Here is a 17,632-nt window from a genome sequence, read left to right on the forward strand (position 1 = left end):
CTAATCTCCGACCATTGGCATTGGAGATTTCTGATTAATATCAAGCACCAATGTTTGACTCTTTGTCGCATCCTGCAAATAGCAGTATAAAAGATTTCCCTCTGAAATAATCATCTTTACCTTGCTATTTGCAGGAGATCCCTTTGCAGCCCTTTGTGTATCGTCATTAATACTACTAAGTGTTCCCTCTCCAATACTATAGGCTGCTAACTTTCCGTAATTTTCATTCCCATCTGCATCTGAATACTCCACCATCACACTGGCATTTTCTGGGTAGTAGTACATCGTATCTACTTTCCCCTTAAATTGCCCTGTCAACTTGGTCTTTTTTTTATTTGTCAAATCCACTTTATAAATCTGACTAATCGGTATCTTAGCAGCATCAAACCGAACTACAGTAGCATAGTAGAGATCATTATTTGCTACACACATATCGGTAATCCATTGCCCCTGTGTCAAATACTTCTTCCCATCCAAGGTATAGATATTATTGTCCATCTTGACATTACTTTTCATCACTTGCATATTTCCAACTCTTGTGGGAATACGGCTGACTGTAGTAATTTTCCCAGCATCAAGATTATAGATTCTTGTTCCTATTTGCTTTGTTGACCCTGACTCTGGATTGCCACTGGCATCTTTTAAAATGTATTGATTATTTTCTTCTCGAACTAAGGCCGTATCCACAGCTCCTGCAGCTGCCGCTGCTGTCGTCTCTGGAGTGGTCTGTGCTGCTTCTGTTCCCTGAATGGTTGCCTCATTGCTGGAAACAAAATAGAGCATCTTGTCGTCCTTACAATACCATACATTGTCCCCTACAATTACATATCCTCTTACCTGATCAGAAATCAGCTCCAAGCGATTTTCTCCCTCTTTTAGGCGCATCAAATCGGGATACTGATTATTTCCCTCCTGCATTAAAAAATAATTCCATTCTCCATTTTTTACAATGGACTCATCAATAATATGATTTTTTTGATCTGTAAGCCCATATTGTTCAAGCTGTCTGCCAAGATCAGTGTCATTGATTTCCAACGAATAATCTCGATTGATTCTTTCCAAAGCACCACGATCAGAAAAGGTGAAAATCTGCTCCCCTATTTGCTTTTCTCCTGTCACCATATATCCAGTGTCATCAAAGTAATAGAGCTGTCCCTTGTCATCTAGCCAATTGTCTGTGACAAAATGTCCCTCTGGCTTTCGGTATCTCCATCCCTGTGTATATTGATTCCAACCAAACACTGGTTGCTGAGGATCAACTTTTGTCTCGGACTTTCCTCCTGATGTTGCCACTGTCGCCAGTGTTGTATTTATCGATGCCGTCGAGGATTGATTTGGAAATAGCTTGATAATGGCAATGCTGGCTGCCGTCACCAATACCGTTCCAGCCAAAAGGGCAATCATTGCTCTTCGATCCCCTTTTTTCTTTTCCCCTTGACTTGTCGAAGCCTCCTCCTCTCCAATCACCAACTTTTCTAATGGTCCCATTTCATCTTCAATCTCTGGATTTAAAAACCCTAACTCATCCTCTATAGAGATGAGTACAGTTTCTGCCTTTTCTTCCAACCTCGAATGATGAACCATTCCATCAAAATCTTTAAACTCAGTAATTGGCTTTCTTGGATTATATTCAATTGAAACTTTTTCAATCACAGTGCGCATCCATTCTCTTGTCAATGCTGCACTTGGAATTTTATCTGCATGATTCCAAACATCTTTATAAACTCTTTTTACAATTTCCCAAATATATACTTCATCACTCGATGTCGAATGAATATCCATATACGTGTCTTGATAAGTCAAAAGATAGAAGTCTTCAAAACCTTCCACAACACCATTTTTTATATTTTCAATGGCTTCTTCAATTCTACTTGCCAAGCCTACACCCCCTAATATAAATTATACTCTTGTACTAGTATATCGTATTCGCCAAAGGGGTGCAATAAAAACGAAAAATTGTCATTATCAACAACAAAAAAGGAGCTGTGAAAAATTCTCACAACTCCTTTTGTTTAACCTGAGACACCCGGGACTCGAACCCGGGACAACTTGATTAAAAGTCAAGTGCTCTACCACCTGAGCTAGTATCCCATAAATCAGTATAGATAAAACAAAATGCCTTGGACCGGAATCGAACCAGTGACACGAGGATTTTCAGTCCTCTGCTCTACCAACTGAGCTACCAAGGCATAAATTGCGGGGACAGGATTTGAACCTGCGACCTCCGGGTTATGAGCCCGACGAGCTTCCAGACTGCTCTACCCCGCGTTAATATATAAACTCATCAGAAGCGGGGTACCGTCTCTGATGCAAAACAAATGGGGGAAGGTGGATTCGAACCACCGAAGGCGGTGCCAGCAGATTTACAGTCTGTCCCCTTTGGCCACTCGGGAATTCCCCCTCACTTGCTGTTTTAGGCACAGCAAAAGCCGATGATCGGACTCGAACCGATAACCTGCTGATTACAAATCAGCTGCTCTGCCAATTGAGCCACATCGGCATATTGTGTAAAATGGGACCTATAGGGCTCGAACCTATGACCCTCTGCTTGTAAGGCAGATGCTCTCCCAGCTGAGCTAAGATCCCATAAGCAATACACACATATTATACTGTATTCAGATGACTTTGTCAAGCTTTTCAACCTTTCAAACATCTGAGCGACCCGGATCGGACTCGAACCGACGACCTCCGCCGTGACAGGGCGGCGCTCTAACCAACTGAGCCACCAGGCCAAACTGAAGATATACCTTCAAAACCACATATCAAACACCATCTATCCATTTCCAACCAATCCGACTTGTTGGTTAAACCCTCGACCGATTAGTAACAGTCAGCTAAGTATGTTGCCACACTTACACCTCTGCCCTATCTACCTCGTCGTCTTCAAGGGGTCTTACTACTTGCGTATGAGATATCTCATCTTGAGGGGGGCTTCACGCTTAGATGCCTTCAGCGTTTATCCCGGCCCGACTTGGCTACCCTGCGATGGGGTTGCTCCCCAACAGGTGCACCAGCGGTCAGTCCATCCCGGTCCTCTCGTACTAAGGACAGCTCCTCTCAAATATCTTACGCCCACGCCGGATAGGGACCGAACTGTCTCACGACGTTCTGAACCCAGCTCGCGTACCGCTTTAATGGGCGAACAGCCCAACCCTTGGGACCGACTTCAGCCCCAGGATGCGATGAGCCGACATCGAGGTGCCAAACCACTCCGTCGATGTGAACTCTTGGGAGTGATAAGCCTGTTATCCCCAGGGTAGCTTTTATCCGTTGAGCGATGGCAATCCCACTTTATACCACCGGATCACTAAGTCCTACTTTCGTACCTGCTCCACCCGTCGGTGTCGCAGTCAAGCTCCCTTCTGCCTTTGCACTCTTTGAATGGTTTCCGACCATTCTGAGGGAACCTTTGAGCGCCTCCGATACCCTTTCGGAGGCGACCGCCCCAGTCAAACTCCCCATCTGACAGTGTCCCCCACCCGGATCACGGGCGCAGGTTAGAAATCCAATCATACAAGGGTGGTATCCCAACAGCGGCTCTGCAAAGACTGGCGTCCTTGCTTCTTCGCCTCCCACCTATCCTGTACAGGTATAATCGAATCCCAGTATCAAACTAGAGTAAAGCTCCATGGGGTCTTTCCGTCCTGGCGCAGGTAACCAGCATCTTCACTGGTACTTCAATTTCACCGGGTGCATTGTTGAGACAGTGCTCAAATCATTACGCCTTTCGTGCGGGTCGGAACTTACCCGACAAGGAATTTCGCTACCTTAGGACCGTTATAGTTACGGCCGCCGTTTACTGGGGCTTCAATTCAAAGCTTCGTTGCCTGACTTCTCCTCTTAACCTTCCAGCACCGGGCAGGCGTCAGCCCATATACCTCACCTTTCGGTTTCGCATAGACCTGTGTTTTTGCTAAACAGTTGCTTGAGCCTATTTTCTGTGGCCATCCCGGAGGATGGCACCCCTTCTCCCGAAGTTACGGGGTCATTTTGCCGAGTTCCTTAACAATGCTTCTCCCGCCGGCCTTAGGATTCTCTCCTCATCCACCTGTGTCGGTTTACGGTACGGGCACTTATTACACAATAGCGGCTTTTCTTGACAGCTCCTTCTCCAACTTCCCTACTTGATTTCGGTCCGCATCACCTATTCCTGTTGCATGGCGGATTTTCCTGCCATACCAGTACTTGGCTTGCCCCAGTCTTTGCATTCCTGGGTTTGGATACGTCTCTGTGTCCCCACATTTCTGATAATAAGCGGTACAGGAATCTAAACCTGTTGTCCATCGACTACGTCTTTCGACCTTGCCTTAGGCCCCGACTTACCCAGAGCAGATCAGCTTTACTCTGGAAACCTTAGATATTCGGCCTGAAGGATTCTCACCTTCATTTCGCTACTCATTCCGGCATTCTCTCTTTTTATTACTCCACTGCTCCTTATCGGTACAGCTTCTACGCCTATAAAAATGCTCCTCTACCAATGTATTGCTACATTCCTAAGCTTCGGTGTTGTGTTTTAGCCCCGGACATTTTCGGCGCAAGACCTCTCGACTAGTGAGCTATTACGCACTCTTTGAATGTGTGGCTGCTTCTAAGCCAACATCCTAGTTGTCTCTGAAATCTCACATCCTTTTCCACTGAACACATACTTTGGGACCTTAGCTGTAGGTCTGGGCTCTTTCCCTTTTGACTACCCAACTTATCTCGTGCAGTCTGACTCCTGTTCATCATTTCGATGGCATTCGCAGTTTGATATCTCTTAGTAAGCTTTGACGCCCCCTTAAGAATTCAGAGCTCTACCTCCATGAAACTAAAACAAGGCTAGTCCTAAAACTATTTCGAGGAGAACCAGCTATCTCCGGGTTCGATTGGAATTTCTCCCCTATCCACACCTCATCACCACCCTTTTCAACGGATGTGTGTTCGGTCCTCCATTCACTTTTACGCGAACTTCAACCTGGACATGGATAGATCACCCGGTTTCGGGTCTACATCCACTGACTATCTCGCCCTATTCAGACTTGGTTTCCCTTCGGCTTCACACCTGTAGTGCTTAACCTTGCCAGTCAATGTAACTCGCCGGACCGTTCTACAAAAAGTACGCGGTTGTGCGTTCATGTATCGCACTTCCACAGCTTGTAAACATAGGGTTTCAGGTTCTCTTTCACTCCCCTCCCGGGGTCCTTTTCACCTTTCCTTCACAGTACTATGCGCTATCGGTCACTAAGGAGTATTTAGCCTTGGGGGGTGGTCCCCCCGACTTCCCACAAGGTTTCTCGTGTCTCGTGGTACTTTGGATCCTGCTCGCTGTCTATTGCTTTCCCATACGCGGCTCTCACGCTTATTGCCAGCTTTTCCAAAACTGTTCTGGTAACAAATCGACTCACTTGTCGCAGTCCGTAACCCCGCGGTGCACGCACCACGGTTTAGGCTCTTTCGGTTTCGCTCGCCGCTACTCCCAAAATCGAGTTTTCTTTCTTTTCCTCCGGCTACTTAGATGTTTCAGTTCACCGGGTTCCCTTCCATGCGTTATGTATTGGCGCATGGATACTTGGAGTTTGTCCAAGTAGGTTTCCCCATTCAGATATCTACGGATCAATGGATATGTGCTCCTCCCCGTAGCTTTTCGCAGCTTATCACGTCTTTCATCGGCTCTTAGTGCCTAGGCATCCACCCTACGCTCTTTATGTTTAACCAACTTCGTCATCTTCTGCGGTGAAGATCACTTTCTCAGATACTAGCGTGTACCCTGTTGGTCGGTTTGGTTTGTTTCTTTTTTAGGATATTAAATCATCGCGATTTAATATCACCTCGGATGTCTAAAATATTTAATCAAATATTCTAAATCTGTTTGATATGCAGTTTTCAAGGTACATCTGGCTGATTTATCAGCCATCAAAAAATTTGAATCTTCAAATCCTCTGATCACTCATAAATCTTTTTTTAATCCGGCACCCACCTACTCTCCCATACCGTCTCCAGTATAGTACCCTCGGCCGCTTAAGTCTTCACCATCGTGTTCGGGATGGGAACGGGTGTTACCCCTAAGCGCATCGGCACCGGAAATCTCTCCCCTATCAATTAAAGATTAAACAGTACCCACAACCCCTACTTCTTCCTTAGAAAGGAGGTGATCCAGCCGCACCTTCCGATACGGCTACCTTGTTACGACTTCACCCCAGTTATCCTCCCTGCCTTCGGCAGCTCCCTCCTTGCGGTTGGGTCACTGACTTCGGGCATTGATGACTCCCATGGTGTGACGGGCGGTGTGTACAAGACCCGGGAACGTATTCACCGCAGCATGCTGATCTGCGATTACTAGCGATTCCAGCTTCATGTAGGCGAGTTGCAGCCTACAATCCGAACTGAGACGTTATTTTTGTGATTCGCTTGACCTCGCGGTTTCGCTTCACTTTGTTTACGCCATTGTAGCACGTGTGTAGCCCAAATCATAAGGGGCATGATGATTTGACGTCATCCCCACCTTCCTCCAGGTTATCCCTGGCAGTCTCCCTAGAGTGCCCATCTGACTGCTGGCTACTAAGGACAAGGGTTGCGCTCGTTGCGGGACTTAACCCAACATCTCACGACACGAGCTGACGACAACCATGCACCACCTGTATCCGTTGTCCCGAAGGAAAGTCCCCATTACGGAACGGTCAACGGTATGTCAAGACTTGGTAAGGTTCTTCGCGTTGCTTCGAATTAAACCACATGCTCCACCGCTTGTGCGGGTCCCCGTCAATTCCTTTGAGTTTCATTCTTGCGAACGTACTCCCCAGGTGGAATACTTAATGCGTTAGCGGCGGCACCGAAAGACTATGTCCCCCGACACCTAGTATTCATCGTTTACCGCGTGGACTACCAGGGTATCTAATCCTGTTTGCTCCCCACGCCTTCGAGCCTCAACGTCAGTTATCGTCCAGTAAGCCGCCTTCGCCACCGGTGTTCCTCCCAATATCTACGCATTTCACCGCTACACTGGGAATTCCACTTACCTCTCCGACACTCTAGCTTCACAGTTTCCAAAGCAGTCCCGGGGTTAAGCCCCGGGATTTCACTTCAGACTTGCCAAGCCGTCTGCGCTCCCTTTACACCCAGTAAATCCGGATAACGCTTGCCCCCTACGTATTACCGCGGCTGCTGGCACGTAGTTAGCCGGGGCTTCTTAGTCAGGTACCGTCATTTTCTTCCCTGCTGATAGAGCTTTACATACCGAAATACTTCTTCACTCACGCGGCGTCGCTGGATCAGGGTTCCCCCCATTGTCCAATATTCCCCACTGCTGCCTCCCGTAGGAGTTTGGGCCGTGTCTCAGTCCCAATGTGGCCGATCACCCTCTCAGGTCGGCTACTGATCGTCGCCTTGGTAGGCCTTTACCCCACCAACTAGCTAATCAGACGCGGGTCCATCTTGCACCACCTCAGTTTTTACCCCCGTACCATGCGGTACTGTGGTCTTATGCGGTATTAGCAGTCGTTTCCAACTGTTGTCCCCCTGTGCAAGGTAGGTTACCCACGCGTTACTCACCCGTCCGCCACTCAGTCTGTCATTCTTCCACCCGAAGGTCTCCAAACAACAGCTTCGTTCGACTTGCATGTGTTAAGCACGCCGCCAGCGTTCATCCTGAGCCAGGATCAAACTCTCATGTTTAAGTTTTTGATCTAGGTCATGATTGCACTAGCAATTTGTATCCTATGATTACTGAAGCTTTGTTTTCACAAAGCCAAAGGTTTTATTACATTCTTGAAATTCTTATAAGAAATTTCAGGGTTATGTGTACTGTTTAATCTTTAATTTTCAAGGTTCTTTGTTGTCACCTCATCAGCGACTCAGTTATCTTATCATATTGTATCTCAGCTGTCAACAACTTTTTTAATTTTTTTAAAAAATAAAAAAATTAATACAATTATCAAAGATAACGAACGGAGAAAGAGGGATTTGAACCCTCGCGCCGGTTGCCCGACCTACACCCTTAGCAGGGGCGCCTCTTCGGCCTCTTGAGTATTTCTCCTGTGCATTTGTAAGTGCAGAGAACAGTATATCGAATATTAAAACAATTGTCAACTACTATTTCATCTTTTTTTGTTTTTTCTGCACTTAAATGCAATGTCAAAACAACCAACTAGCTATTCGTCTCTCTATTCATCTCTAGTATCACGCACTTTTGCAATGCTAGCCACACGTATATTAGAATCCCGATTGACATCCATTAGTTTAACACCAGAAGTATTTCGTCCAATGATAGAAATTCCTGATACCTCCATTCGGATCATAACGCCCTCATTTGTAATGAGCAAGATCTCTCTTCCCTCGTCCACTAACTTTGAACCAATCAATTTTCCTGTTTTTTCTGTCACCTTGTAACAGCGATTTCCCATGCCGCCTCGATGCTGGTTGCCAAACTCACTGACATAGGTTCTCTTACCCATACCAAATTCTGAAACTGTCAACAAACATTCCCCCTGAGAAACCAATTGTACACCAATTACCTCATCATCTGTGGATAACCCCATGCCCCGAACACCTCGAGAAGTTCTTCCCACACTGCGAACTTCGTTCTCTGCAAATCGGATAGCCTGACCATTCCTTGACACCATCAAAATATCTTCACAACCATTTGTGGCCTTGACCTCAATTAATTCATCCCCCTCATTGAGTGTAATAGCATTGAGACCTGTCTTTCGAATATTGTCATACTCTGAAATCCTTGACTTTTTGACCATGCCATATTTTGTTGCCATAAATAAATATTTATCGTTTTCACTATTCTCCAAAGGAATCATTGCTGTAATCTTTTCCCCTGGCTGAAGTTGAAGAAGATTGACAATTGCTGTTCCTCTTGCCGTTCGTCCCGCCTCAGGAATTTTATAGCCCTTAATTTTATATACTCGTCCTGTGTTGGTGAAAAAATTAATTTCATTGTGCGTAGAGGTCATAAAGATATCTTCGATAAAGTCATCATCAATCGTTTGCATCCCAATAATGCCTTTTCCACCACGATTTTGTGCTTTAAAGTGATCTGGACTCATTCTTTTGATATAACCAAACTTTGTCATAGCCACTACAATATCCTCTTGTGGAATGAGATCTTCATCATCTATCTCATCATCAATGCCAAAGGTCGTTCTTCGATCATCCCCATACTTTTGTGCAATGGCTAAAATCTCCTCCCTAATCAAGCCCAAGAGCTTTGTTTCATCGCCTAAAATCTCATCATAGCTGCGAATCTTATCCATCAACTCACTATATTCATTTTCTAGCCTCTGGCGTTCTAGTCCAGTCAATGCCTTCAATCTCATATCAACAATGGCTTGAGCCTGAGCATCCGAAAGCTGATATTTTTCAATGAGTTCTTGTTTAGCCAACTGTACACTTTGACTGCCACGAATTAAACGAATAATCTCATCAATATGATCAAGAGCAATTAATAACCCCTCTAAGATGTGGGCACGCTCCTTTGCCTTATTTAAGTCATACTTTGTGCGCCTTGTCACCACTTCTTCTTGATGCTTTAAATAGCATTCGAGCATTTCCAAAATATTTAAAACCCTTGGCTGATTGTTGACAAGAGAAAGCATGATAATGCCAAAAGTATCCTGTAATTGTGTGTGACGAAATAATTGATTTAACACAACATTGGCATTGGCATCCTTCTTTAGCTCGATCACAATGCGCATACCCTCTCGATCTGACTCATCTCGAAGATCGGTAATGCCTTCTACTCTCTTTTCTTTGGCTAGCTCTGCAATTTTTTCAATCAACTTTGCCTTATTCACAAGATAAGGCAATTCGTGCACAATGATTCTTGGTTTTCCATTTGGCAAATTCTCAATCTCTGTCACCGCACGCATCTTTATCTTTCCCCGACCTGTGCGATAAGCACTCTCAATGCCACTTCGCCCAAGAATTTGTGCTCCTGTTGGAAAATCTGGTCCCTTTAAGACACCAAGAATATCATCAATGCTTGTCTGTACACCCAAAATCTTGTCATCAATAATCTTTTCTACCGCACCAATAACCTCGCGAAGATTGTGTGGTGGAATATTGGTGGCCATACCTACGGCAATACCCGTTGTTCCATTTACCAAAAGATTTGGAAAGCGAGATGGCAAAACAACGGGCTCTTTTTCTGTCTCATCAAAGTTTGGCGCAAAATCTACCGTGTCTTTATTGATGTCCGCAAGCATTTCCATCGCAATTTTTGACAGCCTGGCCTCCGTATATCGCATAGCTGCTGCACCATCCCCATCAATCGATCCAAAATTTCCATGACCATCAACTAGTGGATAGCGCATAGACCAATCCTGTGCCATATTGACGAGAGAGCCATAAATAGACGAATCACCATGTGGATGATACTTACCCATGGTATCACCGACAATACGCGCACATTTTCGATGTGGCTTGTCTGGACCATTGTTTAATTCAATCATAGAAAAAAGAACTCGCCTTTGTACTGGCTTAAGTCCATCCCTTATATCTGGCAACGCTCTCGCTGCAATAACACTCATCGCATAATCGATATAAGATTTCTCCATGGTTTTCTTTAAGTCAATCTCATGAACTTTATCGAAAACATTTGGTTTCATAAAGTGTTCTCCCCTCTTAGATATCTAAATTCTTAACATACTTTGCATTTTCTTCGATAAACTCTCGCCTAGGCTCAACTTGATCTCCCATCAGTGTCGTGAAAGTCAAATCCAGCTCCGAAGTGCTATCTTCATCAATCATCACCTTGAGTAAGACTCTGCTCTCTGGATCCATCGTCGTCTCCCAGAGCTGTTCTGCATCCATCTCACCAAGACCTTTATATCTTTGAATTTTATTGCTCTGGTCTCGGCCAACCTCATTTAAAATTTGATTGAGCTGTTCGTCACTATAGGCATACCAAACTTTTTTATTCTTCTCGAGCTTATATAGTGGTGGCTGTGCCAAGTACACATGTCCCTTTTTGATAAGCTCTGGCATAAATCGATAAATAAAGGTCAACATCAATGTATCAATATGTGCACCATCGACATCCGCATCGGTCATAATGATAATTTTATCATAGCGAAGTTTAGAAATATCAAAGTCATTGTGAATTCCCGTTCCAAAAGCGGTAATCATTGCCTTAATCTCGGCATTCCCATAGACACGATCAAGTCTTGCCTTTTCCACATTCAAAATTTTTCCACGAAGTGGCAAAATCGCCTGTGTCTCTCTTTTTCTTGCTGACTTTGCAGAACCACCAGCCGAATCACCCTCGACAATAAAAATCTCACACTCTTGAGGTATTTTGCTCGAGCAATCAGCCAGTTTTCCTGGAAGTGACATTCCATCAAGAGCTGATTTTCTTCTTGTGATATCCCTTGCCTTTCTTGCGGCAACTCTAGCTCTTTGTGCATTAATTGATTTTTCACAAATTTGCCTTGCCACCATTGGATTTTGCTCGAGAAAATAAGTCAACTGTTCACTGACAACACTGTTGACTGCGGTGGCCGCCTCTGAATTTCCAAGCTTTTGTTTGGTCTGTCCCTCAAATTGGGGATTTTTTACCTTCACAGAAATAATGGCCGTCAATCCCTCTCGGATATCCTCACCCGAAAGGTTATTTTCTGATTCCTTTAGCAATTTATTTTTTCTTGCATAGTCATTCAATGTCTTTGTCAGAGCATTTTTAAATCCTGTAAGATGTGTTCCGCCCTCTGGGGTATTGATATTATTGACAAAGCTATAAATATTTTCTGTGTAAGCATCATTGTGCTGCATAGAGACTTCGACATAGACATCCTCTCTTTCTCCCTCACAATAAATTGTGTCGCTATAGAGTGGAGTCTTTCCACGATTGAGGTATTGAACAAATTCCTTAACGCCTCCCTCATAGTGAAATTCATCATGTCGTTTTTCTTCTCGATCATCTGTCAAGGTAATCCTCAAGCCCTTAGTCAAAAATGCGGTTTCTCTAAGACGAGTTCTGAGGATATCATACTCATACACTGTTTCCTCAAAGATTTCTTTATCTGGCAGAAAAGTCACTTCCGTTCCTGCCTTCTCTTTTGCACACTCTCCCGTAATCCTCATTTCCTTGACAATAGAGCCACGAGAAAACAAAACCTCATAGATTTTTCCATCTCTGTACACCTTGGCCTTAGTCCACTCGGACAGGGCATTGACCACTGAAGCACCCACTCCATGTAATCCGCCCGACACCTTATATCCATCACCACCAAATTTTCCACCGGCATGCAGGGTTGAAAAGACAACTTCTAGTGCTGGGCGCCCAGCCTTTTTTTGTGTATCTACAGGAATTCCACGACCATTGTCCACAACAGTAATGGAGTTATCCACATTGATGGTCACATCAATCTGCGTACAAAATCCGGCGAGTGCCTCATCCACAGAGTTATCCACAATCTCATAGACAAGGTGATGCAATCCTCTCGAAGATATGGATCCAATATACATACCTGGTCTCTTTCTCACTGCTTCTAGACCCTCTAATATCTGAATTTGGGAAGCATCATAATTCATATTTTTCTCCTTTTCTGATCCGGCGTCACTTTTCCTTGTATCACCTGAAATACTTGATCAACATTGAGATTCAAATGCCAAAAATCATCTAAACCTGTGCAAGTAATCACTGTTTGGATATGCTTTATTGAATTTAAGAGATATCTTTGCCGATGGATATCTAACTCAGAAAGCACATCGTCTAGTAGCAAAATGGGGTAATCCCCAGCAACTTGTTTGACAAGCTCTATTTCAGAAAGTTTCAAAGAGAGAGCAGCACTGCGCTGCTGTCCCTGTGAACCGTATTTTTTTAAATCAATTCTTTTTTCACTTTGATCTGTCACTTGAAAGGACAAATCGTCTCGGTGCGGACCGACATTGGTCATCTTGTATTTTAAGTCATTCTCCCTTGACTGCAAAATAGCCTGTGCAAAATTTTTTTCCTGCACATTTTTCTCATAGCCAATGACCAGCTTTTCTCTTTCCCCCGAGATGCGATAATGCACTTTATCCACAATTTCATTGAGCTGTGCAATAAATTGTTCACGATATTTGATTACTTCTCCACCATAGTGGATAAGTTGCCTGTCCCAGACATCCAGTGTGTCCATCAACTCCTTCTGAAAGGCAATCTCCTTGAGCAACTTATTGCGCTGTTCCAAGGTCTTATTATAGCTGATAAGTGCATGAACATAAAGCTTATTGAGCTGACAAAGTTCAAAATCGATAAAACGCCTGCGTTCTGCTGGTCCGCTTTTAATTAAATTTAAATCCTCTGGTGAAAAACAAATGACATTGACAATGCCAAAGAGCTCACTTGCTCTTTTGATGGGAATGCCATTGACAGCGATCCCCTTTGCTTTATTTTTCTTCAAGTGCATATCTAAGCGATATTTTGACTCTGATTTTTGGATCAAGAGCTTAATGTGTGCTTCTTCTTCACCAAAGCGAATCATTTCTCGATCTTTTCCACTGCGATGTGAACGAGCTGTGGCACAAATATAAATTGCCTCAAGGATATTGGTCTTTCCCTGAGCATTGTCCCCATAAAACAAATTAATTCCTGGGGAAAGTACAAGAGAAAGATCTTCGTAGTTCCTAAAATTTTTAAGCTCCAACGATACAATAATCATGATTTTCGAATGTAAAAACATCACCAGCTCTCAATTTTTTTCCGCGCTGATATTCCACTTGTGCATTGACCTTAACTAGTCCATCCCGTATAGCATATTTGGCATCTGAGCCCATAGAAAATTCTCCAGTCAGCTTTAGAGCCTGCTCTAACTTGATATAGTCATCTTTGATTTTAATTTCTGTCATTTTTTCCCCCCGATTACACAACAAAATTTACTGGAAGTACAAGATAGGTGTAATTGCCATCACTATCTCGGATAAAACAAGGTGCCTTTGAATTGGTCATGTAGATGTCAATATATTCGTCATCAATCACTTTTAAGGCATCGATTAAAAATTTAGGATTAAATGCAATCATCAAGTCCTTTCCCGTCTTTATGGCCTCAATCTCGTCATCCATTGAACCAGCACTTGATTTGACCGTTGTCTTGACCACACCATCTTTGATATCCAAAATAATTGGCTTGTGATCGTTTTCTTTGATCAAAATTGTGGCTGAATCAATGGTCGATAAAAATTTATTTTTGTTGACATTAATTTTTAACTCATAGTCTGAAGAGAGCATGTGCTCAATTTTGAAATACTGCCCTTCGATCAATCGAGAGACCACAATGGTGTTGTCAAACTCAAAAAGAATGTGGTTTGTAGAAAAATAAATGCGAATCTCTTTTTCATTGTCTCCACTGATGATACGGCTAATTTCGTTTAGTGTTTTTCCAGGGACAATAACCTTCATGTCGTCATAATTTTCTCTCAAGAGGATATTTCGAATCGAAATGCGATGTCCATCCAAGGTGACAAACTTTGCAATATTTTCATGAACTTCAATGAGTTCTCCACACATCATTTTGTTGCTATCGTTGACCGCTGCTGAAAAGAGTGTTTGGCGAATAACCTCTTTGAGTGTAAATTGAGAGAGCGTAATAAAGTGATTCTTCTCGATGTAGGGCAAGTAAGAAAATTCTTCCCCATCGAGTCCCTGAATTTGAAATACAGCTTTTCCACAGCGAATCTTTGTCAATCCCTGTGTGATGGTCTCGATATAAACAGGTTCTCCTCCTCCTTCAAGTTTTCGAATGATGTCACAAATGAGTTTTGCTTCAAGTGCAATCTTTCCAGGTTCGATAATATTTCCTTCGACTTTGGTTTCAATGCCAAGCTCCATGTCATTTCCAGTGAGTTTGATTTCACCAGTTGTGGCATCAAAGAGAATACACTCCAAGATTGTGCTTGTGGTTTTTGTGGGAACAGCTTTTGAAACAGTATTGAGTGCTGTCAAAAGTTGCTCTTTGTTAAATGTTAAAATCATAGCGTAAAGTCCTTTCTGTAGTGTGCGTATGCACTGAAAATATAAGATAATAATTCGTAGTAGTAGTAGGGGCTGTGGATACTGTGGATAACTCATAAAAATCAGCCAAATAGGCGGTGTTGAAGGCAGTTTTTATTGTGGATAACTTGTGGATAACTTGTGGATAACTTTGTCTCATTGTGGATAAATTTTTTTCTTAATGATGTCGATGGTGTTACTCAACTCACTATTGCTCTTGATATCCATGGATATTTTTTTAGAACCATGAATGATAGTGGCGTGATCCCTTCCACCAAAAGATTTTCCAATTTGGATGAGTGGAGAATCCGTCAAGATGCTACACAAATACATGGCAATTTGGCGTGGATAGGTGATTTCCTTCGTCCGCTTTTGACCAATTAAATCATCAGAACTCAAACCATAGTGCTCGGCCACAACCTGCAAGATAAGCTCTGGTGTAATTTGAGATGGAGCAGCAGGGCTAATTAAGTCATGTAGGACATCTTGAGCAAGCTGAAGATTGATTTCTCTATTGTCTAGTCTTCCCATAGCTACAATCTTTGTGAGTGCTCCTTCAAGTTCTCGAATATTGCTGTTGATATGAGTGGCAATATATTTGATTACCTCATTGTCAATATTCATCCCCTCAAGCTCTTCCTTCTTTCTCAGAATCGCCATTCTAGTCTCATAATCTGGAGGTTGTATATCTACACTAAGTCCCCATTCAAAACGCGATCTTAAGCGTTCCTCGAGCGTCTCAAAGTCCTTTGGTGGCTTATCCGAAGAAATGATAATTTGTTTTTTTGCTTCGTGCAAGGCGTTAAAGGTGTGAAAGAATTCTTCTTGGGTACTTTCCTTGCCAATAATAAACTGAATGTCGTCAATTAAAAGCACATCATTGTTTCGGTATTTATTCCGAAATTCTGTGGAAGAATAGTCATTGCGATTGCGAATGGACTCGATGAGTTCATTGGTAAAGGTTTCACTTGTTACATACAAAATCTTTGCCTTTGGATTGTTTTCTAGAATAAAATTGGCAATAGAATGCATTAAATGCGTCTTTCCAAGTCCGACACCACCATATAAAAAGAGTGGGTTGTAAATCTCACCAGGAGACTCTGCAACGGCTAAAGAAGCGGCATGGGCGATGTTATTACTCTTGCCGACAACAAATGTATTAAAGGTATATTTGGGATTGAGATTGGCACTGTTAAGAATTTGGGCATCTACAGTGCTTTTTAGCTTTTTCGTAGGTGTAGATGAGTTGCTCTTTTGAGCATCTTCTTCTGTCTCAAAGACGATTTCACATCGACAACCCGTCTTTTCTTGTATGGCAACATTGAGTAAAAAAGAATATTTTCTGTTGACATAGTTGACAAATTGCTGTTCTGGAACGATGATGTGTAAGATATTCTCTCCCTCGCTGTTGGTTTCGATATGGTGAGGCTTGATGGGCAAAATCCAAGTTTTGTAGGAGACATCAGACAAGTCATATTCGTCTCGCAAAAAGGAGATAATGTCCTCCCATTTCGATGTAATGATGTCAATCATAGTGGTGTGTTTTCTCCTTTATTTATAAGAGGCCCGTATAAACGGACCTCTATGTTTTCTATATTATAGCAAACATAGAAAAGGTTCGCAACGAGGGATTAAAAGTTGTCCACAGAATTGTGGATAAGTCTGTGGATAAGCTGTGGACAGATTGTGGATAAAAGTTATCCACAGAAGTTATCCACAAGTTATCCACAATAAAAAGATCTTTAACGAATAGTTGGAGGGGACAATTGTGGATACTGTGGATAACTTTATTTCGCATAAAATGGTGGGGTAGAGATAGTTATCCACAAGTTATCCACAGACTTATCCACAATATTGAGAAAAGTTATCCACAGTCTGTGGATAACTTTATCCACAATTAGACGCACCGTCTAAAAAGTCAAAATGTGGATAACTTTGTGGATAACTTTTGTGCAGAGAAGGAAAAAATGTGATAAAATTGAGTGAAAAAATGAAGGAGGAGTTTATGGGTAAAAAAGTGAGGTATGAACATACCAAGGAGTTGGTATTGATGTCGGTATTTATTGCAATTATTGTAATACAGGCTGTGATTCCATTTTTGGGATTTATTCCTATTGGAGCGATGAATGCAAGTTTAATTCAAGTGACTGTGGCTATTGGTGCGATTTTACTTGGTCCAAAATGTGGAGCAGGACTTGGATTTACATTTGGGCTAGTCAGTATTTGGAAGAATACTTTTATGCCAAATCCAACATCATTTTGCTTTTCTCCGTTTGTCAGCACTGGAGGATTTCACGGGGATATTAGAAGTTTAGTCATCAGTTTAATTCCAAGAATTGGCATTGGGCTTGGAGCTTGGTATGTTTACCATTTCTTTAGCAAAAGAGGTAAACAAAAAATAGGATTGCTTGTCGGTGGAGCTATTGCTTCATTGATCAATACAATTTTAGTTATGGGCTTTATTTATTTATTTTTTGGTCGCCAATATGCCCATGCAACGAATCGGGCGATGAAAGGAATGATTGTCTTTATCATGGGTGTGATTGGCACCCAGGGAGTACTTGAGGCCGTTGTCACCGCAGTCATTACTTTTGGCGTAGTGACATCCCTGTTAAAAGCACGGAATCATCAATAAAATACTTGACTTTGACATAGCCATTCTATATAATGGGCTAGAAT

At 42.8% G+C, this 17,632-nt stretch carries 8 protein-coding genes, 8 tRNA genes and 3 rRNA genes; 1 reads left to right on the forward strand and 18 read right to left on the reverse strand.

Going from position 1 to position 17,632, the window contains the following annotated elements:
* The 18 genes from J5A74_03585 to dnaA all read right to left on the reverse strand — a co-directional run bounded on the left by J5A74_03585 (nucleotide 1) and on the right by dnaA (nucleotide 16,486).
* Nucleotides 1-1,878: a hypothetical protein gene (locus J5A74_03585; GenBank protein QUI96413.1), complete on the reverse strand. Its 1,878-nt coding sequence runs from the start codon at nucleotides 1,876-1,878 to the stop codon at nucleotides 1-3.
* A gap of 140 nt (nucleotides 1,879-2,018) precedes the next feature.
* Nucleotides 2,019-2,091: transfer RNA gene (locus J5A74_03590), tRNA-Lys, on the reverse strand.
* Between the two features lie 25 nt (nucleotides 2,092-2,116).
* Nucleotides 2,117-2,189 (reverse strand) — tRNA-Phe (locus J5A74_03595).
* A gap of 5 nt (nucleotides 2,190-2,194) precedes the next feature.
* A tRNA-Met gene (locus tag J5A74_03600) sits at nucleotides 2,195-2,268 on the reverse strand.
* A gap of 51 nt (nucleotides 2,269-2,319) precedes the next feature.
* Nucleotides 2,320-2,401 (reverse strand) — tRNA-Tyr (locus J5A74_03605).
* A 26-nt stretch (nucleotides 2,402-2,427) separates the two neighbouring features.
* Nucleotides 2,428-2,500: transfer RNA gene (locus J5A74_03610), tRNA-Thr, on the reverse strand.
* A 13-nt stretch (nucleotides 2,501-2,513) separates the two neighbouring features.
* A tRNA-Val gene (locus tag J5A74_03615) sits at nucleotides 2,514-2,586 on the reverse strand.
* A gap of 72 nt (nucleotides 2,587-2,658) precedes the next feature.
* A tRNA-Asp gene (locus J5A74_03620) sits at nucleotides 2,659-2,732 on the reverse strand.
* A gap of 67 nt (nucleotides 2,733-2,799) precedes the next feature.
* Nucleotides 2,800-5,694: ribosomal RNA gene (locus J5A74_03625) — 23S ribosomal RNA — on the reverse strand.
* A 249-nt stretch (nucleotides 5,695-5,943) separates the two neighbouring features.
* Nucleotides 5,944-6,061, reverse strand: a 5S ribosomal RNA gene (gene rrf, locus J5A74_03630).
* 59 nt (nucleotides 6,062-6,120) lie between these two features.
* Nucleotides 6,121-7,650: ribosomal RNA gene (locus J5A74_03635) — 16S ribosomal RNA — on the reverse strand.
* The 16S, 23S and 5S rRNA genes sit together here with 8 tRNA genes alongside, the layout of an rRNA operon.
* A 273-nt stretch (nucleotides 7,651-7,923) precedes the next feature.
* Nucleotides 7,924-8,011: transfer RNA gene (locus J5A74_03640), tRNA-Ser, on the reverse strand.
* A 127-nt stretch (nucleotides 8,012-8,138) separates the two neighbouring features.
* Nucleotides 8,139-10,589: a DNA gyrase subunit A gene (gene gyrA / locus J5A74_03645; GenBank protein QUI96414.1), complete on the reverse strand. Its 2,451-nt coding sequence runs from the start codon at nucleotides 10,587-10,589 to the stop codon at nucleotides 8,139-8,141.
* A 16-nt stretch (nucleotides 10,590-10,605) separates the two neighbouring features.
* Nucleotides 10,606-12,513, reverse strand: a complete 1,908-nt coding sequence (gyrB, locus tag J5A74_03650) for a DNA topoisomerase (ATP-hydrolyzing) subunit B (GenBank protein ID QUI96415.1) — start codon at nucleotides 12,511-12,513, stop codon at nucleotides 10,606-10,608.
* Nucleotides 12,510-13,625 carry a DNA replication/repair protein RecF gene (gene recF / locus J5A74_03655; GenBank protein QUI96416.1) on the reverse strand — a complete coding sequence of 372 codons (1,116 nt, stop codon included), beginning with the start codon at nucleotides 13,623-13,625 and terminating at the stop codon, nucleotides 12,510-12,512. Before recF ends, gyrB begins: the two co-directional genes overlap by 4 nt.
* Nucleotides 13,600-13,812, reverse strand: coding sequence for an RNA-binding S4 domain-containing protein (locus J5A74_03660; GenBank protein QUI96417.1), 213 nt, complete (start codon nucleotides 13,810-13,812; stop codon nucleotides 13,600-13,602). Before J5A74_03660 ends, recF begins: the two co-directional genes overlap by 26 nt.
* Before the next feature lie 13 nt (nucleotides 13,813-13,825).
* The gene (locus J5A74_03665; GenBank protein ID QUI96418.1) at nucleotides 13,826-14,935 is read right to left on the reverse strand and encodes a DNA polymerase III subunit beta; all 1,110 of its coding nucleotides are present in this window, start codon (nucleotides 14,933-14,935) and stop codon (nucleotides 13,826-13,828) included.
* Between the two features lie 174 nt (nucleotides 14,936-15,109).
* The gene (gene dnaA, locus J5A74_03670; protein QUI96419.1) at nucleotides 15,110-16,486 is read right to left on the reverse strand and encodes a chromosomal replication initiator protein DnaA; all 1,377 of its coding nucleotides are present in this window, start codon (nucleotides 16,484-16,486) and stop codon (nucleotides 15,110-15,112) included.
* Nucleotides 16,487-16,958: 472 nt separating this feature from the next.
* On the opposite strand from dnaA, the gene J5A74_03675 reads away from it, so the two are divergent.
* Nucleotides 16,959-17,588, forward strand: coding sequence for an ECF transporter S component (locus tag J5A74_03675; GenBank protein ID QUI96420.1), 630 nt, complete (start codon nucleotides 16,959-16,961; stop codon nucleotides 17,586-17,588).
* Nucleotides 17,589-17,632: the final 44 nt, after the last annotated feature.

The organism is Lachnospiraceae bacterium oral taxon 096 (genome assembly GCA_018141845.1).
Lineage (GTDB): Bacteria > Bacillota > Clostridia > Lachnospirales > Lachnospiraceae > F0428.